This window comes from Emticicia sp. SJ17W-69 (assembly GCF_051209875.1).
Lineage (GTDB): Bacteria > Bacteroidota > Bacteroidia > Cytophagales > Spirosomataceae > Emticicia.
In genome coordinates, this window is sequence record NZ_JBNTQY010000001.1 from 404,812 (window position 1) to 427,848 (window position 23,037).

24 protein-coding genes are annotated in these 23,037 nt (G+C 35.2%); 7 read left to right on the top strand and 17 right to left on the bottom strand.

Annotated features, from left to right (window positions below):
* Positions 1-11 precede the first annotated feature (11 nt).
* The 4 genes from ACQUQZ_RS01720 to rsmH all read right to left on the bottom strand — a co-directional run bounded on the left by ACQUQZ_RS01720 (position 12) and on the right by rsmH (position 4,937).
* Complete coding sequence (locus ACQUQZ_RS01720; RefSeq protein WP_435352922.1) at positions 12-1,115, bottom strand: hypothetical protein; 1,104 nt, start codon at positions 1,113-1,115, stop codon at positions 12-14.
* A gap of 210 nt (positions 1,116-1,325) precedes the next feature.
* Positions 1,326-3,425, bottom strand: coding sequence for a penicillin-binding transpeptidase domain-containing protein (locus tag ACQUQZ_RS01725; RefSeq protein ID WP_435352923.1), 2,100 nt, complete (start codon positions 3,423-3,425; stop codon positions 1,326-1,328).
* A gap of 115 nt (positions 3,426-3,540) precedes the next feature.
* A complete protein-coding gene (locus ACQUQZ_RS01730; RefSeq protein ID WP_435352925.1) occupies positions 3,541-3,918 on the bottom strand; it encodes an FtsL-like putative cell division protein in 378 nt (125 codons plus the stop codon).
* Positions 3,919-4,028: 110 nt separating this feature from the next.
* A complete protein-coding gene (rsmH, locus tag ACQUQZ_RS01735; RefSeq protein WP_435352927.1) occupies positions 4,029-4,937 on the bottom strand; it encodes a 16S rRNA (cytosine(1402)-N(4))-methyltransferase RsmH in 909 nt (302 codons plus the stop codon).
* Positions 4,938-5,039: 102 nt separating this feature from the next.
* Here rsmH and ACQUQZ_RS01740 point away from each other — a divergent pair, with 102 nt between their 5' ends.
* The 4 genes from ACQUQZ_RS01740 to ACQUQZ_RS01755 all read left to right on the top strand — a co-directional run bounded on the left by ACQUQZ_RS01740 (position 5,040) and on the right by ACQUQZ_RS01755 (position 8,636).
* A complete protein-coding gene (locus ACQUQZ_RS01740) occupies positions 5,040-6,272 on the top strand; it encodes a TlpA disulfide reductase family protein (protein ID WP_435352929.1) in 1,233 nt (410 codons plus the stop codon).
* Positions 6,273-6,356: 84 nt separating this feature from the next.
* Positions 6,357-6,890 (top strand): isopentenyl-diphosphate Delta-isomerase, encoded by a 534-nt coding sequence (idi, locus tag ACQUQZ_RS01745; RefSeq protein WP_435352931.1) that lies wholly within the window; start codon positions 6,357-6,359, stop codon positions 6,888-6,890.
* A gap of 84 nt (positions 6,891-6,974) precedes the next feature.
* Positions 6,975-7,676 carry a peptidylprolyl isomerase gene (locus ACQUQZ_RS01750; protein WP_435352933.1) on the top strand — a complete coding sequence of 234 codons (702 nt, stop codon included), beginning with the start codon at positions 6,975-6,977 and terminating at the stop codon, positions 7,674-7,676.
* Positions 7,677-7,733: 57 nt separating this feature from the next.
* A complete protein-coding gene (locus ACQUQZ_RS01755; protein WP_435352935.1) occupies positions 7,734-8,636 on the top strand; it encodes an SDR family oxidoreductase in 903 nt (300 codons plus the stop codon).
* Between the two features lie 68 nt (positions 8,637-8,704).
* On the opposite strand, the gene nadD is transcribed toward ACQUQZ_RS01755, so the two are convergent.
* The 7 genes from nadD to ACQUQZ_RS01790 form a co-directional block, all read right to left on the bottom strand.
* Entirely contained in the window at positions 8,705-9,277 is a 573-nt protein-coding gene (nadD, locus tag ACQUQZ_RS01760) for a nicotinate (nicotinamide) nucleotide adenylyltransferase (RefSeq protein ID WP_435352937.1), read from the bottom strand.
* Positions 9,274-9,876: a guanylate kinase gene (gmk, locus tag ACQUQZ_RS01765; protein WP_435352939.1), complete on the bottom strand. Its 603-nt coding sequence runs from the start codon at positions 9,874-9,876 to the stop codon at positions 9,274-9,276. The genes nadD and gmk overlap by 4 nt, the downstream gene beginning before the upstream one ends.
* Before the next feature lie 173 nt (positions 9,877-10,049).
* Positions 10,050-10,316, bottom strand: coding sequence for a hypothetical protein (locus ACQUQZ_RS01770; RefSeq protein WP_435352941.1), 267 nt, complete (start codon positions 10,314-10,316; stop codon positions 10,050-10,052).
* 214 nt (positions 10,317-10,530) lie between these two features.
* Positions 10,531-11,157, bottom strand: a complete 627-nt coding sequence (locus ACQUQZ_RS01775) for a sigma-70 family RNA polymerase sigma factor (protein ID WP_435352943.1) — start codon at positions 11,155-11,157, stop codon at positions 10,531-10,533.
* Positions 11,158-11,372: 215 nt separating this feature from the next.
* Positions 11,373-12,281: a ribosome small subunit-dependent GTPase A gene (gene rsgA, locus ACQUQZ_RS01780; RefSeq protein WP_435357631.1), complete on the bottom strand. Its 909-nt coding sequence runs from the start codon at positions 12,279-12,281 to the stop codon at positions 11,373-11,375.
* A gap of 449 nt (positions 12,282-12,730) precedes the next feature.
* Positions 12,731-12,856: a hypothetical protein gene (locus ACQUQZ_RS01785; protein WP_435352945.1), complete on the bottom strand. Its 126-nt coding sequence runs from the start codon at positions 12,854-12,856 to the stop codon at positions 12,731-12,733.
* On the bottom strand, positions 12,834-13,811 hold the full coding sequence (locus tag ACQUQZ_RS01790; RefSeq protein ID WP_435352946.1) for a bifunctional heptose 7-phosphate kinase/heptose 1-phosphate adenyltransferase: 978 nt from the start codon (positions 13,809-13,811) through the stop codon (positions 12,834-12,836). Before ACQUQZ_RS01790 ends, ACQUQZ_RS01785 begins: the two co-directional genes overlap by 23 nt.
* 201 nt (positions 13,812-14,012) lie before the next feature.
* Between ACQUQZ_RS01790 and ACQUQZ_RS01795 the strand changes: the two genes are divergently transcribed.
* A complete protein-coding gene (locus tag ACQUQZ_RS01795; protein ID WP_435352948.1) occupies positions 14,013-15,635 on the top strand; it encodes an OmpA family protein in 1,623 nt (540 codons plus the stop codon).
* A 99-nt stretch (positions 15,636-15,734) separates the two neighbouring features.
* On the opposite strand, the gene ACQUQZ_RS01800 is transcribed toward ACQUQZ_RS01795, so the two are convergent.
* Positions 15,735-16,676 (bottom strand): hypothetical protein, encoded by a 942-nt coding sequence (locus tag ACQUQZ_RS01800; protein ID WP_435352950.1) that lies wholly within the window; start codon positions 16,674-16,676, stop codon positions 15,735-15,737.
* A gap of 11 nt (positions 16,677-16,687) precedes the next feature.
* A complete protein-coding gene (locus tag ACQUQZ_RS01805; protein WP_435352952.1) occupies positions 16,688-17,719 on the bottom strand; it encodes an OmpA family protein in 1,032 nt (343 codons plus the stop codon).
* A gap of 145 nt (positions 17,720-17,864) precedes the next feature.
* Here ACQUQZ_RS01805 and ACQUQZ_RS01810 point away from each other — a divergent pair, with 145 nt between their 5' ends.
* On the top strand, positions 17,865-18,671 hold the full coding sequence (locus ACQUQZ_RS01810; RefSeq protein WP_435352953.1) for a response regulator transcription factor: 807 nt from the start codon (positions 17,865-17,867) through the stop codon (positions 18,669-18,671).
* A 66-nt stretch (positions 18,672-18,737) separates the two neighbouring features.
* Here the strand turns inward: ACQUQZ_RS01810 and purU are convergent, their stop codons facing one another.
* The 3 genes from purU to ACQUQZ_RS01825 all read right to left on the bottom strand — a co-directional run bounded on the left by purU (position 18,738) and on the right by ACQUQZ_RS01825 (position 21,951).
* On the bottom strand, positions 18,738-19,577 hold the full coding sequence (gene purU / locus ACQUQZ_RS01815) for a formyltetrahydrofolate deformylase (protein ID WP_435352955.1): 840 nt from the start codon (positions 19,575-19,577) through the stop codon (positions 18,738-18,740).
* Positions 19,578-19,637: 60 nt separating this feature from the next.
* Complete coding sequence (locus ACQUQZ_RS01820) at positions 19,638-20,963, bottom strand: vanadium-dependent haloperoxidase (protein WP_435352956.1); 1,326 nt, start codon at positions 20,961-20,963, stop codon at positions 19,638-19,640.
* Between the two features lie 208 nt (positions 20,964-21,171).
* On the bottom strand, positions 21,172-21,951 hold the full coding sequence (locus ACQUQZ_RS01825) for a TIGR00266 family protein (protein ID WP_435352958.1): 780 nt from the start codon (positions 21,949-21,951) through the stop codon (positions 21,172-21,174).
* Positions 21,952-22,178: 227 nt separating this feature from the next.
* On the opposite strand from ACQUQZ_RS01825, the gene ACQUQZ_RS01830 reads away from it, so the two are divergent.
* Positions 22,179-22,592 carry a hypothetical protein gene (locus ACQUQZ_RS01830; protein ID WP_435352960.1) on the top strand — a complete coding sequence of 138 codons (414 nt, stop codon included), beginning with the start codon at positions 22,179-22,181 and terminating at the stop codon, positions 22,590-22,592.
* Positions 22,593-22,691: 99 nt separating this feature from the next.
* On the opposite strand, the gene ACQUQZ_RS01835 is transcribed toward ACQUQZ_RS01830, so the two are convergent.
* A complete protein-coding gene (locus tag ACQUQZ_RS01835; RefSeq protein ID WP_435352962.1) occupies positions 22,692-22,991 on the bottom strand; it encodes a YtxH domain-containing protein in 300 nt (99 codons plus the stop codon).
* Positions 22,992-23,037: the final 46 nt, after the last annotated feature.

Genomic DNA, 23,037 nt, shown 5'->3' on the forward strand with positions numbered 1-23,037 from the left:
TCTAAAAAATGCTATCGACTGTCTTCCGTTGACCATCGACTAAACTCATAAATCATGATACTAAAAACTAAGGAGTATTCTAAAAAAACCAACCAAAGATTCTCTTGATAAAGGCTGGTTTGGTAGGCAGCATAACTCAGGAAAATGAGGTATGACCAAAAAATTGGATAACGAAATCTTGTAAAAATCGTGACTGCTACTAAAGTACTGGCGTACCAAGGATGAACAGTGGTGGCCATTGCAAAATACAATGTGAGTATGCCTAAAGCTCCAACAAAGAGGTTTTTGTTTTTCCAAGAAATCAAACAAATACCTGAAAAAGTCAAAAAAGCCAAGACTTTTCCAGCTGTTCCGATGATATTATACCCATAGATTTGGAAGCCAATTTCTCGTACTAAATAATAAATACTGGCATTGAATTCAAATTTTTGAAAGTAAAGGTTAACGCTCGAAAAAAGTTTTTCAACAAGCATTTTATCAATAAAAGGTGCAAAGAATAACAATGTAAAAATGCTAACAATTGAGGCATAAATTACTCCTTTTTTAATTCCTAAATGTTTGATAATCAAAGGTATAATAATAAGAGGGAGCATTTTTGTACTTACTGCACAAGCGAAGAAAAATGCACTGAGTAATAAGGTTTTCTTATGAACTTTATATGCCAAGAAAAGAAATAATATGACAACTGCTTCAAAATGGAGATTTCCAGTTAGTTCTAAAATAATTAGAGGATTGAAGGCGTATAACATTACCGACGCTTCGGTGTTTTTTTTACTCATGCACATTAATGTCCCAATCTCAGCCAATAAGATAAAAACTCTCAAACCAATCACATTTCCAAATAAACTTCCGCTTGAAAACCAAGCTGCAACTGCAAATGTAAATTGATTGAAAGGCGGATAAACAGTATAATAATTGGGAGAATTCAGGTATTGAAAGATATTTTTATCGCCTATAATTCGCTGATAATCAATGTCTTTAATAAATTCAGAAGGGAGAATAGTATAAGGATTTAAGCCATTGATTAAAAGCCGTCCGTCCCAAATAAAACGATAAAAATCATCGGATAAAGCTGGAATTGAAAATAATAAAAGTAGTCGAAAGAAAATCCCCATAAAAATTATTTCATGGGGATTTTTAATGATTTTTACCAAGAAAAAATAAACAACAAAAAGTGCTGAATATAAACTAAATAGCTGTCCAAATGATTGACGTGGGGTGAAATACCCAAGCCAAATTAATAGACAGGAGAAAATTAAAGTTAAGGTTGTTTTCTTTATCACTGAATATGGACACAATGACAATCTGGAAAATTGTCGTACAAATTATTTCAAAACCAAAGCTACAACTTTTGGCTGAACAATTGCAAAATCGGACACTTTTCCTAAGCCAGAATACCTTACTCGAAAACCCTTATTTTCAAGAATGTGCATGGCATCACGCAATGTCATGCCAGCTAAATTGGGTAAATCTTTATCATAAGCGTCTACTTTTCGCCATGTTACCGACCTGCCATTTTTTGTGGCTTTTACCCAACCAGCAGTATTTGGAGCATTTTGTAGACCTAATTCCTCGCTTACTGTTCGGAAGTCTTCAGCATAACCTGTTTGTTCTTGACTTTCTATTTTTTGAATGTTTGAAGGTCTGTTTTTGGCAGGATGTAATGCTACATCATAAGCAAAAATCTTATCAGCGATTGTTCTAAAAACAGGTGCAGCCACATCACGTGCATAAAGATTGACTCCTTGAGGCTCATCAATAATAACAGCACAGCTATATTTTGGATTGTCGGCAGGGAAAAAACCTATGAATGCAGTGTAATATTGATTTTTCACATAGCCATTTTCGTATTTTCTTGAAGTTCCTGTTTTTCCTGCAACTTTACAAAAACCTGTATTAATATTCATGGCGGTTCCACGCTCTACTACTCCTTTCATCATTTCTTGAGCTAATCTTGCTGTACGCTCTGAACAAATAGGATTAGGGTCTTTATTTGCTTCAAATTTTTCAATCACTTTGTCAGCTTCTTTGATTTCTTTCACAATAAAAGGCTGTACCCAATGGCCATTATTGGCAATGGCATTGTAAAAAGTGAGCATTTGCAATGGTGTCAAACGAGTTTCATAGCCAATCGACATCCAAGGAATGGTTGTATTACTAAATGTTGAACTTTTACGACCTTTAATAATTGGCTCAGTTTCTCCTTTCAATTGAAATCCTACGGGTTGGTCAAGTTTGAAGCGATTCAAATACGCTACAAAGTTATCGGCATTTGAGAATCCAAAATTATTTTTAACCAAATGATAAATACCAATATTGCATGAATGTTCAAACACTTGTCGAACAGTTTGATTGCCATGACTTTCAGAACAAGTCATCTCGGTTTTGTTGTGCATGATGCTTCCACCACAAAAACCTGCATCATCATTTAAATTTAAGTTTGCCTTTTCTAGCAAAGCCACCATTGTGGCTAATTTAAAAGTAGAGCCTGGGTCGGTCCCTCCACGTACAGCATAATTAAAATCTTCGAGATAAAATGTATGAGTAGAATCACTTCTACGAGAAAGGTTTGTCATGGCCTTTACTTCACCGGTTGCAATTTCCATAACGATTGCCGACCCATATTTGGCATTTGAACTAACAACTTGATTGCGTAAGGCACTTTCAGCAATATCTTGGAAATTAACATCTATGGTCGTAACTACATCTAAGCCAGCTTCAGGACGAACCTCTGGGCTATCTTCCAAAGGTTTCCAAACTCCTCCTGCCAAACGCTGAAAAAAGCCAATGCCATCTCGTCCTGCCAAATAATTATTGAAACTAAATTCGATCCCAAAATCTCCTCTTGTTTGTGTATCACGGTCAAGTTTTCCAATAGAACGCAAGGCCATATCATCAAAAGGCATCACTCGGCGGTTCAATTGTTCAAATTTTCCACCACCTTTCATCGGTCCTTCTCTAAAGAATGGAAATTTTTTTATTATTTGTCGTTCTTGGTAATCTACTAAATGGTTACCCAAAGCAACAAATTGTAATTTTCCACCTTTTCGAGCATTTAAAATCAGTTCTCGATATTCATTTGCCGAACGATCTTGAAAAAAATTAGCTAATAAATTAGTTAAAGAATCTAATTTTTCATCTAAATATTTTTGTTTGGCTCGTGTCACATCAATGCCCACACGGTAGCGAGGAACAGAGGTAGCCAATAAACTTCTACCATCAGCTGCATAGATATTGCCTCTAGTAGCCCTAATTTTCATAGGTTTACGTTGCATTTTTTCTACTTTGTTCAACCATTTTTTCTTTTGAACTGTTTGAACAACGAATATTTGTGCAGCAACGAGCGAGCCAATCAAGAAGACCAAACCAAAAGTCACTTTGGCTCGGAACTGGATTTCTTCACGGATGGAGGGTCTTGGGGACATTGTTTTGTAATTTACGATTTACGATTTACGATTTACGAGTAATTTAAATTCAAGACTGTCCTTATGGGGAAACCTAAATCGTAATTCGTAAATCTAAAATCGTAAATCTGATTTCTTATTTTACCACAATCTTAGTAGGTGGTGTAATGTTTTCTTCTAAACCATCATCGGTTAGTTTTTTGGCTATTTCAGATTGCTTACTTGCAAACATGTAGCGAGATTTTTGAGAAATGTAGGCAGCACGCTTTTCCTCCATTTCATTGCGAGCCTTTTCAATTTTTTTGATAAGCCCTTCGTAGCTATGCTGCAAGTAAATATAGAAGATACCCAAAAAGCATATCCAAACTATTTTTCGAAGGGTTTCGGTAGGAAGTTCATTACCAAGTTCTAAGCGATTTGTCAGCCAAGAATTAAGGCGATCGAAGATGCCAGCTTTGCGTGGAGCCTTAGGCACAACGAATTCAGGACGGGCCCGAAAAGTATTCATTGCCATTCCAATTAGGTTTATAGGTTTATTATTAAAGCACGTATATTAGGCGGTCAGCCAAATAACAAGACAAATTTATAAATTACGTTGAAATAAAATTGACATTTCTGTAAAATTTATTTTACGGGTACAGCAATCCTCAATTTTGCACTTCTGGCACGTGGATTTTGCTCAATTTCTTCGGGTGATGCTTCAATGGCTTTTCGTATGACTGATTCCAAAGGTTTTAAATCATTGCCAAAAAGATCTTTTTCAACTTCACCACTAAATTTACCACTACGGATAAAGTTTTTTACCAAACGGTCTTCTAATGAATGATAAGCCATTACCACCAAACGACCTTCGGGAGCAAGTACTTCGGGAGTTTGTTGTAAAAATTCTTCTAAGGCACTCATTTCTTCGTTGACTACAATTCGCAATGCTTGAAAAACTTGAGCAAAATATTTGTTTTCTTTGCCACGAGGAGCCAATTTTTGCAGAATTCCTTTCAAATCATTGATAGTTTCAATCTGTTTATTGAGCCTTGCCGTATAAATTGTTTGTGCAGTAGTTTTGGCATTTTTTATTTCGCCATACATACCCAAAATCTTGTGCAATTCATCAACCGAAGATTCATTAAGTATATTTTTAGCAGAAATTGAGGCATTTTGATTCATTCTCATATCTAATTCTGCATCGAAACGTGTCGAAAAACCTCGTTCGGGTGTATCAATTTGGTGCGAAGAAATACCTAAATCTGCCAAAATTCCATCTACTTTTTTTACACCAAATAGGCGTAAATACTGCTTTAAACTTCTGAAGTTGGCATCAATAAATGTAAAGTTTTTATTTTCTATCAGTTTAGATTGTGCTTTTGCATCAGCATCTTGGTCAAAAGCATAGAGTTTTCCTGTGGTGAGTTGTTCCAAAATAGCTTTTGAATGTCCGCCACCGCCAAAAGTAACATCTACATAAATGCCATCGGGTTTGATATTCAAACCTTCCAAACATTCTTTGAGCATAACGGGCGTGTGATAAACTGACATAAACTTTTTATATATTTACAATGTTGAATTGCAAAAGTACAAAAAATTAACGTTGGCGTGGTTCAAAACCCTGCTAACGTTTATCTAACCAAAGAAAACTTTATGAAAACATTATCAAATTTACTTTTTGCCTCAATTTTTATTTTGTTTCTAAATGCTTGTAAAACTCACAGCGAACCCAAAACTGGCATTTGGCGAGCAGTCATTCCAACGAATGGTGGAGAACTACCTTTTAATTTTGATATTCAAAAAGAAAGCGATGCCTATTCAGTTTTTATTTTGAATGGGGAGGAGAAATTAAAAATGGACAAATCTTTCATTAAAGACGATTCGCTACATATTCCGATGGAAATTTTTGATGCCGAAATCGTGGCTAAAATTGATGATGAAAAGCTTACTGGTTATTGGAAAAAAATGCGTTCAAATTTCACTTTTTTGAAAGGTGATTTTACAGCAGAATTTGGTAAAACTTACCGTTTTACAGAAAAAAAAGAGAGTGTAAATACTTCATTAGCAAACAAATATAATGTTTTGTTTCTTTCTGAAGATAAAAAAGATTCTACTGTTTCAGTAGGTTTATTCAAGTCAAAAGGAAACGAAGTAACTGGTACTTTCTTGACGACTACGGGCGATTATCGCTATTTATCAGGCAATATTATTGAAGATTCGCTCAAACTTTCATGCTTCGATGGCACACATTTGTTTTTATTTAAAGCCAAAATCGAAGGTGATAAACTCACAGGTGGTAGCTTTTGGTCAGGTTTGAGCAGCCTTGAAACTTGGGAAGGTATAAAAGATGATAACGCAAAATTGCCTGACGAAAAAACGTTGACTTATTTGAAAGATGGTTATAAAACAATAGCATTTTCTTTTCCTAACCAAGAAGGAAAGAAAATATCACTGACTGATGAACGCTACAAAGGTAAGGTCGTAGTAGCACAAATCATGGGTTCATGGTGTCCAAACTGCATGGATGAAAGTAAGTTTTTAGCCCCTTGGTATGCTAAAAACAAGCAAAGAGGAGTAGAAGTGATAGGTTTGGCCTATGAAAAAAGCATTGACCCAGCTTTTGCTTTTCCCAAAATAAAACGATTGAAAGAACGTTTCGGAATTGATTACGAAGTGCTTTTGTCGGGAACAAATGATAAAGCAGAAGCCTCTAAAACTTTGCCAATGTTGAATCATGTATTAGGTTTTCCAACCACTATTTTTATTGACAAAAAAGGGCAAGTGCGAGAAATTCATACAGGCTTTTCTGGACCAGGAACTGGCAAATATTATGATGATTTTGTAAGTGATTTTAACCGTTTGGTCGATAAATTATTGGCAGAGTAAAACAATTTACCACATTAAGAGGTTTTTTGAAAAGAAAGAGTATTTACTAAGCAATTAAAACTCCTCTTTAGGGGATGGGAGTGTATGACTGACATAATATTAATAAATGAACAAGACGAGGAAATTGGTACGGGCGAAAAACTCATGGTACACCAACGAGGATTGCTACATCGTGCTTTTTCTATTTTGGTTTTTAATAGCAATAATGAATTATTGATTCATCAACGAACTTCTCATAAATATCATTCGGGTGATCTTTGGACAAATACTTGTTGCGGTCACCCAAATGCCAATGAAGAAATTAGCGAAGCAGCTCATCGCCGTTTGGGTGAAGAAATGGGCTTTGACACTTCTTTGGAATTCCTTTATAAATTTCAGTATCGTACCGACTTTGCTAATGGTTTGATTGAAAATGAAATCGACCATGTTTTTGTGGGAAATTATAATGAAAGTTTTATTGTAAACCCAGAGGAAGTAGCAAATTTTCAATGGATTACAGTTGATGATTTATTGGAACAAGTAGCTCTGAACCCTGAAAAATATACCTTTTGGTTTAAAAAAATATTAAAAAGCGACGAGTTTTTGACCTATGTTGCTTCTAACACTATTTTAGTTTAGTAGATTTGACAACTTTCGCAAAGATGTCAAATCTAACTTCAAATATTTATTGTATTTTTGTGCTTTATCATCGCCTAAAATTGCATGAAAAAGTACAAACTTCTCTTTATTGTATTGCTAATCAGTAATTTATCTTTCGCTCAGAAGAAATCAAAGAAAGACTACTTAATTACTTTAAAGACCAATTTTGGAACAATGCACCTTGTATTGTTTGATGATACACCTTTACATAAAGCCAATTTTATTAAACTGGTCAATCAAAAATTCTATGATAGTTTGATGTTTCACCGCATCATTGATGGTTTTATGATTCAAGGAGGTGACCCAACTTCTAAAAATGCAAAACCCAATGAAAGACTTGGGGGTGGTGGCGGAGATTTAGAACGAATTCCTTTTGAGTTTAAACCAAATCATGTACATAAAAAAGGTGCATTGGCTGCTGCTCGTGATGGCAATCCAGAAAAAAAATCAAGTGCTTGTCAGTTTTATATTGTGCAAGGGAAAAAGCTTACCGATGAAGAAATAACCGCTGTTGCTCAACGTAATTCGATGAATTATACTACCCAACAACGTGCAGAATACATGATTCTGGGGGGAACACCAAGATTAGACAATGCTTATACAGTTTTTGGCGAGATAATTGATAATTTAGATTTGATTGATACAATTGCTAAGCAGCCACGTGATTCGGCTGATCGCCCTAAAGTGGATATAAAAATGAGTATGACAGTAAAAAAAATGCGAAAAAAGAAAATTACTAAGAAGTATAATTATAAGTATCTGTAAGAACAAAACCTATTATTTTTTTAGCTAAAAACAAACATCTTTTCTGTAAACTAAAGAATGAAAAAAATTCTCATCACAGGATCAAATGGCCTTCTTGGTCAAAAATTAGTTGAATTACTCACGCAGACAACTACTCACCAAGTTTTTGCAACAGCACGTGGAGAAAATCGTTTACCATTCACCAATGGTTATGAGTATCAGTCGATGGATATTACCAATCGTGAGCAAGTTCAAGAAGTAGTAGAAAAGATAAAGCCAAATGTCATTATTCATACGGCCGCTATGACGAATGTTGACCAATGCGAAACAGAAAAGTCTGCTTGTTGGGCTCAAAATGTAAGCTCGGTGGAGTATTTGGTTGATGCCTGTGAAAAAATTGATTGTTTTTTAGTCCATGTTTCGACAGATTTTATTTTTGATGGAAAATCAGGGCCATACAAAGAAGAGGCAGAGGCAAATCCGATAAGTTTTTATGGATGGAGCAAATATGCTGCTGAAAAAATTGTAATCAATAGCAATATCCGTTGGGCAATTGCCCGCACAGTTTTGGTTTATGGCATTGCTCATGATATGAGTCGAACCAATATTATTTTGTGGGTGAAAAAGTCTTTGGAAGATGGTAAAAATATAAAAGTTGTAACCGACCAATGGCGTACTCCAACGCTTGCAGAAGACTTAGCAAAAGGCTGTACTTTGATGGCTGAAAAAGAAGCAGAAGGTATTTTTAATATCTCAGGAAAGGATTTTTTAACACCTTATGAAATGGCAATCATGACTGCCGATTATTTCAAATTAGATAAGTCTTTGATTTCGCAAGCTGATTCTACCACATTTTCGCAACCAGCCAAACGCCCGCCAAGAACAGGCTTTGATTTATCTAAATCTCAACAAGTACTTGATTACCAACCTGTTAGTTTTATGGAAGGAATTGGTATTTTGGCAGAGCAGATAAGTAAATAGTCCACAGTCTACAGTCCACAGAGAAAAACACACTATTTTACTGTGGACTGCTGACTGTTGACCATGGACTACAAATAAAACTTCTGCCAACGAATATATTCTTCCACTACATCAGACACCATATAGCGAATCGATTTTCCTTCTTTGATAGAATTTCTAATAAAAGTAGCTGAAATATCAAGCAAAGGGGCTTCGATAAACTTTACTTTTGGATGATTTTTGAAATTATGCTCGGCAGTATTGGGGCGAGGATAAACATATAACTCGTAGTATTCTAAAATCTTGTCGTAGTTTTTCCAATTTTCAAATTGCACCAAATTGTCTTCGCCCATAATGAGCTTAAATTCATGATTTGGGTGGCGTTCTACCAATTTTGTAAGCGTATCAATGGTATAACTTGGTTTTGGCATTGAAAATTCTACATTGGAAGCTTTCAAACGATAATTGTCTGAAATAGCTTTTTCAACCATTGTCAAACGGTCGAATTCGTGTAGTAAACTTTTATTCTTTTTAAAAGGATTTTGTGGCGAAACAACAAACCAAACTTGCTCTAAGTCGGTACAATACGCCATTCGATTAGCGATTATTAGATGCCCGACATGAATAGGGTTGAAAGAGCCAAAAAATAAACCAATTTTCACACTTCTAAAGGTTTTTTGGTGATTTCTAAAGTATTTTCAGTAAATTTTTCATACAATTCTTCTGCTTTTTGCCAAGAATGCTCAATGTCATCATTAAGCAAAATAACATCAAATCTATTTTGAAATTCCATTTCAAACTTCATTTTATAGATGCGTCGAGAGATACTATCTTCGCTATCAGTTCCTCTGGCACGTAAACGTCTTTCCAATTCTTCCATCGAAGGGACTTTTACATAAATAGCCAAAGCTGCATCACCGAAATACTTTTTAAGATTCATTCCACCTTGTACATCTACATCAAAAATGACATTTTTACCAGCATCCCAGAGCCTTTCTATTTCGGTTTTCAATGTACCATAATATGCTCCTGGATAAACCTCTTGCCATTCAATAAACTCCTCTTTATCAATTCTTTCTTTGAAATCATGGATGTCTAAGAAATAATAATCTTTGCCATTTTCTTCATTGCGACCTCGTTTGTCACGTGTACAAGCCGAAATCGAAAATCCGAGGTTAGAATATTTGTCAAGAAGATGTTTGACAATGGTAGTTTTGCCCGAACCAGATGGGGCACAAAAAATGATTGCTTTACCTTTCATGGGAAGTGTACGCTTCTCTTTAGTAAACGTGGCACATCTTCAAGATGTGCCACATTTGATTTTATAAAAAAGCCACCAAATTTAAAATTTGATGGCTAAATATTTTTACAAAGATAATAATTTTATTGCTGTTCGTTATAAATCTTTTGCCTTTAGTCTGGCGTCAAACAAAATTAGCAACTAAATAATATATGATAGAGTTTTACTTCAATAGCGATAAATCCCAAAAGTAAGAAAGCCAAACCAATTTTTGCTCGAATATCAACAATGGTTGATTGTGGGCAACATTTTTTCTCTACTTTGTCTTGCATGGCAGCCTTAACACTTTTCTCCAATTTGTATGTTTCGATGCAGGGCATACACTGGTCCATGTTCTGTTTGAAGTGTTCTACTTCCTCAGGTGATGCAGAACCGTCAAGGACAGCCTGTATCATTTTCATACATTTCTGATGATTTTCACACTGATACTTCATTGATTCAATTATTATAGGAACAGTTATTTTATTTGTTCACTTTAAAGGTTTAAAGCATTTGTCTTCTAAAACTTCAAATATTCAATACAAATTATTTGTATAAACAATTTGCAAATCATACGTTTGAACAAATTGACAACAGTAATCTTTGAAAATTTGTTCATTATGCTACTTAGTCTTCTTATAAATCTTCTTCTTCTGCCTCTATGTCATCAATTTTATAGCCCATTGATGTGGCATAAGATTTTAGTTTTTCTTTCAATAAATTTCTGGCTCGGTGCAATCTTGAGCGAACTGTTCCGATTGGAATATCTAAAATCTTGGCCATTTCTTCATACGTAAATCCTTCGATGTCACATAAAATAATGACAGTTCTGAAATCAACAGGCAAACTATTCAGGGCATTGGCAACTTCATCGCCAATCATATCTTGTACAGTTTCAGTTCTCAAGTCGGTTGTAGCGTCCATTTCGGCATCTTCTGTCGAATTATAGGTCGTTTCAACGTCTTGGTAATCTACCTTTGAAGGTTCTTTACTTTTCTTACGATAATCGTTAATAAAACTGTTTTTCAGAATTCTAAACAACCACGCTTTTGCATTAGTTCCTCTTTCAAATGAATTGATAAATCGAAACGCTTTTAAATACGTATCTTGTACCAAATCATTGGCATCATCTTCATCATTTGTTAAACGAAAGGCAAAGTTATACATCGAGTCTATGTGTGGCATAAACTCTTTATCAAAAACTGCGTATTTTTCTTTTTCGGAGTACCGTGCTTCTACTTCTACAATTTCTTCTTCTTCCATAGACTTTTAATTATAGTCGGGCAAAATTACGATTTTTAACAAAAGAACAAGAATAAATATTTCTCAAAAATGATATTTGTTTAAAATAAAGTATTTTGATGATAAAAGGCAGGTTTTAGTCAACAGTCAACAAGTCCACTGTCCACAGATTTTTTAATTTAATAGATTTGATTTTCTTTCTGTGGACTATTGACCGAAAAAGGTGGACTTATACGCTATTTTCTATTATCACCACCCTCCATCATACTCAAATAACTAAAATAACGACTTTGGGCAATGCTGCCATCCATTACAGCTTCCTTGATTGCACAATTTGGTTCGTCAAGATGCATACAATTATGAAAACGGCATTCGCTCATTAGTGCTAATATTTCTGGGAAGTAATGCCCAATTTCTTCTTTCTCAATATCTGCTAAGCCCAGCTCTTTAATTCCTGGTGAATCAATAATGAAGGTTTCATCATCAATTTCAAACATTTCTGCAAAAGTAGTAGTATGCACACCTTTATTTGCAAATGTTGACACTTTGGATGTACGTAAATCTAAATCAGGAGCAATAGCATTGACCAAAGTAGATTTTCCTACACCCGAATGACCTGCAATTAATGATACTTTTCCTTTTAAAATATCGTAGAACTCAGTGATCCCATTCCCATTGATTGCCGAAGTGAACAAGCATGGGTAATTCAGGCTTTCGTATAATTCGGTTAATTCTTTTTGATAAACAATTTGTTCATTATCTAATAAGTCCAACTTATTGAAAATCAATACAGTAGGGATTCTAAAAGACTCAGCGGCTACTAAAAATCGGTCAATAAAACCCAGAGATGTTCTTGGAAAAGTTAAAGTGGCAATCAAGACTGCTTGGTCAATATTTGTGGCTAATAAATGCCCATGAGCAGATTTATGGACCGATTGTCGAATGATATAATTTTCACGGGGTAAAATATCGCTTATGATGCCTGTATTGTGGGTTTCATCTTCAATTTCATAAACCACTTTATCACCAACGGCAATCGGGTTGGTTACTTTCAAACCTTTAATCTTAAACTTCCCTTTTAGCCGACATTGCAAAATATGTCCTTCTTTGGTACGAACTTCGTACCAAGAACCCGTCGAACGCATGACTAAACCTATGGTTTGGCTCAAAATTTGATAGTATTAAAATGTAAGACTTTATTTAAACTTAAAATAGACTTAAATATATGTTTTATTGTTAAAAAAACACCGCTTAATCAACTTATTAAAAAAATTATATTTAATGATGTAATATTAACACTTTGGCACGAATTTTACTACTAATTTAGATGTATCTATGGAATTGATAGACTAATAGTAAAAAAAATACCGTAAAATAAATTTTTAAGTAATTTTTAAGTGTTTGTTGCAACAAATTTTTAAACTATTGCGTTACTTTGTTATCTAATAGAAACAAAAGACACAATTTAAACAAAATTACGCCAATGAAAAAGGGAGTTTTAGTCGGTTTAGCCGCTGTGGCTGTAGGAGTGGTGGTTTATTCTTTAAGTAAAAAAAATAAGCCAGCAATGCCTTACAGACCTTCAATCAAATAATTAGCCCAATGGATTATAGCCAAAATAGCCATCAATGTTTTGCAAATATTCAAGGTTTTTAGCACCGCAATTTTCTAAAAGGAAAATATATGGTGCTTTTTTTTTAGAAATATTTTTGATATTCATTGATAAGTTTACCTTTTTCAATAGGTACTACACCAACATATTCACAAACTAAACCTCCTCCTAAGTTAGATATTTCAGCAATCATTTTGGGTGATAATTTTAAAGCTAAACACATTGCCGCAATGCTTACTACTGTATCTCCAGCACCCGAAACATCTGTAATGTTCCTTAAATGAGCTGGAATATGATGTATTTCTCCTTGAAAATCAATAAAGACGCCATTTTCTGATAATGTTAGAAAAACACCATTGACTCCCAAAATGTTTTTTGCCGATGCAACTGCAGCCTTTACTTCTTCCAAGTTTTTGGCATCAAAATCTATTTTTAGCCCTTCTTTCAATTCTTTCAAATTAGGCTTAAAAATATCAGTACCTTGATAATGCAAGAAATTTCGTTTTTTAGGGTCAACAATGGTCGGGATTCCTTTTGATTTAGCAAAAGCAACGATTTGCTGAATACTTTCAGCATCCAAAACACCTTTGTCGTAATCTTCAAAAATAATAACATCACATGACACAGCTAAGGCTTTGGCTTTCTCTATTAAAAGGGCTTGTTCATCTGCATTAATGAGTGAATCCATTTCAGAATCTATTCTAACGACATGTTGGGAACCCGCTAAAATTCGCTGCTTCACAGTTGTCATTCTTGTTGTACTTTGTATGATTCCTTCGCTTGGTAAGTTATTGTCTTTCAATAAGTTAAGTAAATCTTTGGCTTCTGAGTCGGCACCTACAACAGTACATAAAATAGGTGTTGCTCCAAGTGATTTAATATTCATAGCCACATTACCAGCTCCACCTAAACGAATTTCTTTACGTTTTACATTTACAACTGGTATAGGAGCTTCGGGTGAAATACGTTCAACTTTTCCAAAGACATAAGAGTCAAGCATCACATCGCCTACTATTAGTACACGGAGGTTATCAAAGGAATCAAAAATTGGATTTACTGGCATTATAGAATTAAAGATGAGCCGCCCATACAAATGATGATTGACTGATTGTGCGGCACTACGCTTTTAGAATTTTGATTAACTCAATTTATATCAACCTTGCAAAATTAAGGATTTTTTACTAATTTCATACATTTTGAAGCTGATAATACGTTAATTTGCAAGACGATTTGACCAATCGACCTTAAAAACTAAAAACACATTATGCGTAAGACTATCCTATTATTGGCTTCTTTTGTTACAACTTTTTCATTTGCACAAACGCTCGAACAATTAGGTTCGGCAATTAATACTGAATTTCACGAAGCCAGCCCTGTCATTTCTCCGGATGGCAAAACGTTATATTTTTGCCGAGTAAGTCACCCTTCTAATAATTATGGAGCAAAGGGAAGCCAAGATGTATGGTATTCAGAATTGAGAGATGGTAATTGGACAATTGCCAGACGAATGCCCAATACGATAAACAAAGACCAATACAATGATCTTTTTAGCATTACACCTGACGGAAATACGATTCTGATTTCTGGAGTTTATAATGCAGGACGTAGAGAAAATGAAGCAGGAATATCGATGTGTAAAAAGACCAAAACTGGTTGGTCGGAGCCACAAAAAGTAGTAATTCCTAAATTTGATGACCTTTGCAAAGGACAATTCCTAACGGCCTGTTTATCAAATGATGGAAAAACCTTGATTTTAGCGTTTAGTGAAAAGAAAAATGGTAAAGAAGATGATCTTTATGTATGTTTTCTGGGAAAAGATGGTAAATGGACAAAACCTGAAGGCTTAGGTGCGGACATTAATACTGGGGATACTGAAACTACACCTTTTTTAGCTTCTGATAATTACACCTTATATTTTGCAAGTAATCGTAAAGGAGGCTTGGGAGGAACTGATATTTGGGTGTCAAAACGCATGGATAGAAGTTGGAGAAAATGGTCGAAGCCTATCAATATGGGAGAAAAAGTAAATAGTGATGCTAATGAATATTTTTATACAATTGCCGCTTCGGGCGAGTATGCCTATATGACTACTAAGAAAAATTCGATAGGGAAAGGTGATTTGGTACGTTTTAAGTTAAAAGAAGAAAAGAAAACTGTCCCAGTTGTTGCAGGTGTACAGACATCTAATAGTAGAATTGAAGAGCAAAAAAGCTTATCAGATGGTAAAAGTCCTGTGGATATTAATAAAACGACACCAACACCTGTTGTAATGATTAGCGGTCGAGTTTTAGATCAAAAAACTGGTCGCCCTATTGAAGCAAAAATTATTTATCAAACACTTCCTGATGGTGAGGAGGCTGGAGAGGCATATACCAATCCAGCGACTGGTGAATATAAAATTGTGCTACCTTATGGAGCTAAATATTCTTACCGAGCAGTGGCAAAAGATTTTATAGCCATTGGTAAAAATATCGATTTAACAGAAATAAAAGAATACAAGGAAATTGATGGTGATGAACTAAAACTTGTACCTATCAAAGCAGGTGAAAAAGTGCTTTTGAACAATATTTTCTTTGAATATGCGAAAGCTACACTTCGCTCAGAATCTTTCCCTGAATTAGATAGGATCGCTGAAACATTGAAAGAAAACGTAAATCTGACAATCGAGATACAAGGGCATACCGATAATGTTGGTTCGAATGAAAGTAACTTGAGACTTTCACAAGACCGTGCCGAATCTGTACGAACATATTTGCTTTCAAAGAAACTTGCTGCCAATCGAGTGACGAGTGTTGGTTTTGGTGAAACTCGCCCAATTGCAAGCAATGATACCGAAGAGGGAAAAGCCCAAAATCGTCGTGTGGAATTTGTGATTGTGAAGAATTAGTTTTTAAGCCCACGGTCGGTAGTCAATAGTCCACAGTAAAAAAACTTCTAAATGAAATACTGTTGACTGTGGACTATAGACCGTGGACTATTTTAAGTTTTATAATTCTTTTAGCCACTCTTCGGCTATTTTCCTAAATTCTGTCGTGGCGGGTTTGCCTATGCGGAAAGACTGTTTCCATATTTTTGATTTATCACGGTATTCCATATTGGCAAAATCTTGTGCAGTACCACTACCAACTTTTACCAATTTTGCATTAAAATCTACATCAGCCGATTCCTCTAAAAATTGTTGAAGTTGAGTTTTGATATTGGCTTTATAGTCTTTTTTTTCTTCAAATTGCTCTAAAATACTGGCATTATTCTCTTTGGCAGACCTAAGATTTTCTTTAATTTCTATATTAGTCAAAATCTTGGCGTATTGCTTACAAAACTCAGCAGAATTAGATTTTAGCAATGGTTTTAGCTTCAAAGTTGCTTCTGCATTGGAAACACCATCTCTAAACATCTCTTTCATTGTTGATAAGACTTTTTTCTCTTCTTCTGATGCACCTTCAGCAGATTTTTCCATTTGTTGTAATCCTTCTTTACTCGACGTTAGAGTCATTTCTTGCATCAAAAAAAGTTGTTCAACAAAAGCAGCATTTTTAATATCTTCCTGTACACTTTCCAATTTACCTTGATAAGTGTTTGAATATCTCTCTTTCCATTCGGCTGAATTTGGGTCAGTATTTTGCATATTTTCTTTTAAGTCCTGCTCATATTCTTTGCTAAAATTGGCAGAATTAATGAAGTTTTTAGCAAAAAGTCCTACGGCTTTTGCCATAGCGGCTTGCTCGTCAGCAGGAAGTTTAAAGCCCAATTGTTTTAGCTCAGGAGTAAAATAGAACTTAAATCCAGGAAACTGTTTATAAGAAGAGAGATTTAAAATTCGTTTTTTGAACTCCGTGGTATTTACTTTATACTTGGTGAGGTCGTCGGCAATAAATGCAATTGAAACTACGGAAACAAAAAAAGTTAAATACAGAAATGTCTTTTTCATGGTTATAAATGTTATAGTTTAGTAAATTCTACTCTACGATTTTCGGTTTTTCCTTCAAATGTTTTGTTATCGCCAATAGGTTTTGTTTCGCCGTAGCCTTTGGTGCTAAGTCTTGTGGCATCAATACCAAGTTCTACTAATTTAGTTTTGACTGCATCAGCACGAAGTTGCGAAAGTTTGAGATTAGTGGCATCATCGCCATCAGCATCGGTATGACCCCCAATTTCCAGTTTTAGCGTAACATTTTCTTTTAAAATTTGCACAATGCCATTGATTTCGCCCATTGATTCAGCCTTGATAATAGCTTTATTGACATCGAAACGAATACCATGTGAGATGTATTTTCCATCGGTAAATGCCTTACCAATCAAGTTCATACCGCCACCGTTAGCAATTTTAACATTTTTGAAAATGATTGGTAAATTTTCGGTACAAGGTCCATCGAAGGCAAGGCGATAGGGCTTAAAATCAATACTTGGATTGACACAAACCCTGAATTGGTCTATATAAGTTTTCATTTGTCCTTGCTTGAATACGATGGCAGCGTGATGCCATTTATCATAAAAATTATCAAGCAATTCATCAGGGTAGTTTTTTTGTAGGTCATTCACTATTACATTGCCTTTATCGAAGGTAACTCTAAAAGAGGTTTCATAATTATCCATATAATAAAACTCCAACCCTATCGGGCCACTATAAGTGCCATATCCTTCATCTTTGAATGTTTTGTAAATAAAATCAAACTCAACCGTAAATTCATCGCTTAAGTATTTCTCTTGTTTGATTCGTGGAGTTACTACGGCATAATTTCCTTCTGTCAGAAAAAAAGCTAAGTTATCGTTTACTTTATTAAGAACGCCCTGCCCTGTAACTAATTTCCAATGTGCAGGAAACTCGCCATTTTGGTCGTCTCGAAAGTCATCTTCAAAGATTATTTTATTACCTGACACAAAATCGTAGTTGGCATAAACTTTATCTGGGTTTTGAGCTAAGAGTAGTTTGCAAATAATTTGTAGTAGGCAGATTAAATATAATTTTTTCATAATTTGCTGGAGATGCTAATTTCTTTTTAAATATTTTCTATAACAAAACTACCTGATTATCAATAGTTTGTCAATGGCACAATTGTGCCATATAGTTTTGAAAAAAGAAATTCTTGACTCATATTTGTAAGTAAACCATAAAACTATGAAAACTAAGCTGCAAAATGAGATTCTTTCTATCTATCGAAAACTCAAAGGTTTTTATGAATATTTGCCAAGAGACCCTGATTTGGAGAGTTATCTCAATAACTTTTCATTCATCGAAACCATTGAGCGTATCTATGCTGTAGGAACATACTGTTGGTTTATTTCGGACATGAAAAATGCCAAGTGGATGAAAGTTGGCGGAGCGTTAGAGCAAATGACGGGCTACACGATTGAAGAAATGACCAATGCACCGTTTATTCAGGCGGCTCGGTTTACTGATGCTGAAAACCTCTTGGCTACCGTACAATCGGCTGAGTTGTTTTGGTATTATTTCTATTCGCAACCAATCGAAAATCGCAAAAATATTAAGTCGTCGCATACTTATCCATTCATAAGAAAAGATGGAAGCACGTTTCATGCTTTGCAGCAAAGTTCGACTTTATTTTTTGATAAAATGGGCAATGGAGTCTTTCAGTTTGATTTAATTACAGATATTTCGCACCTTGACCCCGAGCCAAAACTTCGTTTTTTTCTGTTAGATACAACAAATTCGGCTGATATGAAAAATATTCCGATTCACGAAGGAATCATTCGTCAGACAAACCCTTTACCTGTAAGTATTGCCGAGAAAAAGGTTTTGGAGTTGATAGCCAAAGGAAAAAGCATAAAAATGATTGCTGCCGAATTGGGCATCAGCGAAAACACAGTGAAGCATCACCGAACAAGTATGTTTAATAAATGTGAGGTAAAAAACATGGCAGAACTCACCGCCAAAGCATTAATAAATGGCTGGTTTACGCCATGAAATTTATCTAAGTAGTCGAAAGTATTTTATTGGTATTTGCAAGACTACTGTGGTCTATTGACGCTATTATAGCACCACCGTCCGATTGCCATAAATAAAAACCCGATCGTTGAAGACTAATTTTAGGGCGTGTGTTAGTACCGATTTTTCTACTTCTTTTCCCTCACGAGCCATGTCACTGGCAGTATAGCGGTGGTCAATATCTTTTACATTTTGAGCAATTATTGGCCCTTCATCCAAATTATTATTGACAAAATGTGCCGTAGCTCCAATGATTTTTACACCTCGTTCGTAAGCTTGTCGATAAGGATTTGCTCCTATAAAAGCAGGTAAAAATGAATGATGAATATTCACAGTTTTATTAGGATAATGCGAAACAAATTCGGGTGAAAGAATACGCATATATTTTGCCAAAACTAAATATTCTGGCTGGTAAATCTTCAAAGTTCGGAGAATCGCCTCTTCATGCTCTTCACGAGTTTTGTGTTCGTGCGTGATATAATGAAATGGAATTCCGAACTTACTAACAAAAGGCTGGAGCGTATTATAATTGCTCACTACCGCCAGAATATTGGCATCCAATTCATCAAAATTATAGCGAATAAGCAAATCTGATAGGCAGTGATGCTCTTTTGTTGCTAAAATTACTATGTCTTTTTTCTTTTTGGGATTAATCCGTAGGTTAATATCAGGCGTGGCAATAGCTTCTCGTAAATCTTTCAAAACCTTTTGTGGGTCGAGTTTATCAGGCGATTCAAATTCTGTTCGCATGAAAAATTGACCGTCAGGACTGACATATTCGTCTTGTGAAATAATATTACACTCGTTTTTATACAGTACGCTTGTTACGTGGAAAATCAGACCTTTGGCATCTGGTCCGTCCATTAATAGGATGTGTTTTGTCATTTTTAAGCACTTTTTGCTCTCATCCCAATGAGAGAGGAGAGGAATCAGGGGTGAGGTTGTTTACTTCTTAGACTTCAACATTACCCATTTACCAATTTCTTTACCAGTTTTTAAACCTTCATCACAGGCCGAGCGGAAGTGAATTCCACCATAAACACGACTAATAGATGCTTGAGCAGCAGCTTCATGGAAAGATTTGAATTGTCCTACACCATGACCAAATTTGGCTTCAGTAGAGTCGGTGAAGGCAACATTATCACCAAAAAGTTGTGTCAAAACTTCGGCAGATGCCCCTGAAATGGTGCTATGACCACTTGTATATTCAGGAAAAGGAGGTGTTTGCAAAAAAGGAATCCATTTCGTGTCCACGCTTGCATTAATGACAGTTTCAGGACGAATTTTATGATTGCGATATTTCACTTCCCAACAATTAATGAAAGCATCTCTTAAAGCCATTGAAACCAACAAATAGGCTTGTGCTGATTTCATCAAATCAACTTTTTTATCTTTACAAACTGTTTTCACGATAGCCAACCAGTGTCCGCCTGGGGTCATTTTTTTATCTGCAAACATCACATGCCCTTGTACATTCATTACAAAAGCATTATCGTCCCAAAACCATGCAATTCGCTTTTGTTCTTCAGTCAAATTTTTGCCCATTTCATATACCTCCATTACTTCTTTCATAAATGGACTTGTTTTGGCCAAATCATATGGGAAGGGTGCAGGTGGCATAAATTGAGTTGAAGAATCAATTGCCATTGTGCGAATTGTTCCCCAATTTGGTTCTATCGCATCAGCATAAGAAGGAGGTGTTGGTTGCCATGAGCCTGGCTTATTTTGTAAGGTATAACGCAAGCCACGAGTTTGTGGATATTTATCTTTTTTTGCATAAGCTAAAACAGCTTTTCCAACAGAGTCGCCATAAGCTACCGAACGTTCAATAACATCGCTTGGTACTCCTGCATCTACAAATTTTTTATCTAAGCCTTTTTCAAAATCATCGTATTTTTCAACTGAAAAAGTTAATCCACGAGCAACCGTCATAAAGGCCTTGATGCCTGATAATGGGTAGCAATACTCTTTACCTGATTCTGGTTGGGGTAATTTTTTTAAATCTTTTACTTTTCCAACCATAGAAGGGTAGTTTTTATCACCCGAAACCATTGCTTCATAGCCAGCTAATGTAGCATAAGAATAAATTCTACTTGCTACGGGTGGTGAAAAAATATCATGCACAATGACGTCAGTTAATTGATTAACACAACCATGATAAAAATCAGCATTGTTTACTTGCTGGCTATATTCAGCCGCAGATTTCTGTTTACAACTATTTGATAATAAGATAATTAACGAAAAGAAGAGGAATCCTTTTAGTAGTTTCATTTTTTTTATAGCGAGTATTTTGATGAATTTACATCAAAAGTGATTAAAAGATTGTTGCAAAAATAAGTCTTTTTAAAGATTTAATTGCAAAAAATGTATTTTAACCATAGATTAAATATGATTTTAGACATAATACAAAGAAAACGGCTTCGCTTTGAGCCAAATATTGCCCAGCAAAGCCGTTCTTTAAAAAGTATTATTTCAATAATTAACTTTCAAATAAACTACCTAAACCACCTAAAACAGAACCACTTTCCTTAGTTGCATTTCCACCATAAGGAGTTAAGCGTTGAATTAATTTTGAGATTGGCAATGATTGAATCCAAACTTTTCCTGTGCCACGTAAAGTTGCTAAAAAGATACCTTCACCACCAAAAACCATAGATTTTAGACTTCCTGAACGTTCGATATCAAATTGTAATTGTGGCTCAAAACCTACTACACAACCTGTATCAATGCGAAGTGTTTCATTGTTGAGTTGTCGTTCAATGACCACGCCACCTGAGTGGATGAAAGCCATACCATCACCTTGTATTTTTTCTAAAATAAAGCCTTCACCACCAAAGAAACCCGCACCGAGTTTTTGATTGAAATGAATCGAAATACTTGTTCCCATCGCCGCACACAAGAAAGCATCTTTCTGTACAATGAGGGTATTGCCCATAATTTTGGCTAAATCAACGGCTTTAATTGTACCTGGATAAGGGGCTGCAAAAGCAACTTTTCTTTTAATATTAGAACGATTGGTAAAATGTGTCATAAAAATTGACTCGCCCATCAACACTCGGCTACCTGCTTGTAAGAGTTTACCAAATAAGCTTTGTTGAGGTTGAGAGCCATCTCCCATTTTTGTTTCAAACTGAATACCATCTTCCATAAAAAGCATAGTACCCGCTTCAGCAATAACGGTTTCATTGGGGTCAAGTTCGATTTCGACGATTTGAATATCTTCGCCAAAAATTTTGTAATCAATTTCGTGAGAACGCATGGCATTAATGGGGGTTTAAAATTTTCATGGCGAAGATATGATTTTCCCTAATAATCTCTCAAAGAAATCTACATAAATGGAGTTTTCTGTTTGTGGAATGGTAGATTTTTGAATGTTTTGATTTCTTATTGCAACCATATTTATGTAAAATGAATCATAAGAATAATAGAGAGGTTGGTAGTTCAATTCTCATTAAATTTACTAAAACATACAAATCAGAATAAAAGATGAAAAAGTTATTAATTGTTTTAATGCTTTCGTGGGCTTGTACAAAAGAGGATACAACATTACCAACGGCTTCATTAGGGAGTAAAATAGAAATAAAGTATGAGAATGAAGTGATTTTTAAGGAAGGCATTCAAGCGAAAATTACAAAAATTGAGGATAGCCGTTGTCCTAAAAGTGTTACTTGTGTATGGCAGGGGAGTGTAAGGGTTTATTTAACTTTGTCGGATTCTAATGTTTCAAAAGAGGCTGTTTTGGAGTTTTTAGCTGATAATTCTAAACCTGCTATTACAACAGTCGAATTGGGGAGTCAAAAATATTCAGTAGAGATTTTAGATGTATTACCTTATCCCGAAAATACTGGAGAAATAAAATTAGCAGATTATAAGGTTAGTATGACAGTGAAGAAGGTATAAAAAATGGAGGTCGTTCTAAAACGACCTCCATTTAGGTTTATAACGGCGAACTGGAAGCGACCGAGCGTCGGCGGCCGACGCTCGGTTCGCTCCACAACTTTATGCTTTTGGTTCGTCAGCTACAGTTGCTGATGGCGTATTTTTGCCAAGTAAATCATTTAAAAATGCCTCGATTCCTGGGAAATTTTCTTTCAATGCTGCTGCACCTTCGGTTTTTAATTTCTCAAAATATTCTGGAGCTTTATCAACTGCTTGTTCGGCATCGTCTTTTAGTTGTGATGCCTTTATTTTTAAATCCGCTAAAGCCTTTTCGCCTTCTTCAGTTTGTAAATATTTATTAAGTGCTACACCCGCCGCTGCTCCGAGAACGAATGTTGCTAAATGTTTTGCATTAATCATTTTATTGTTAATTTGGTTTTGTTAAAAAACGATCTTCTGACGAAAA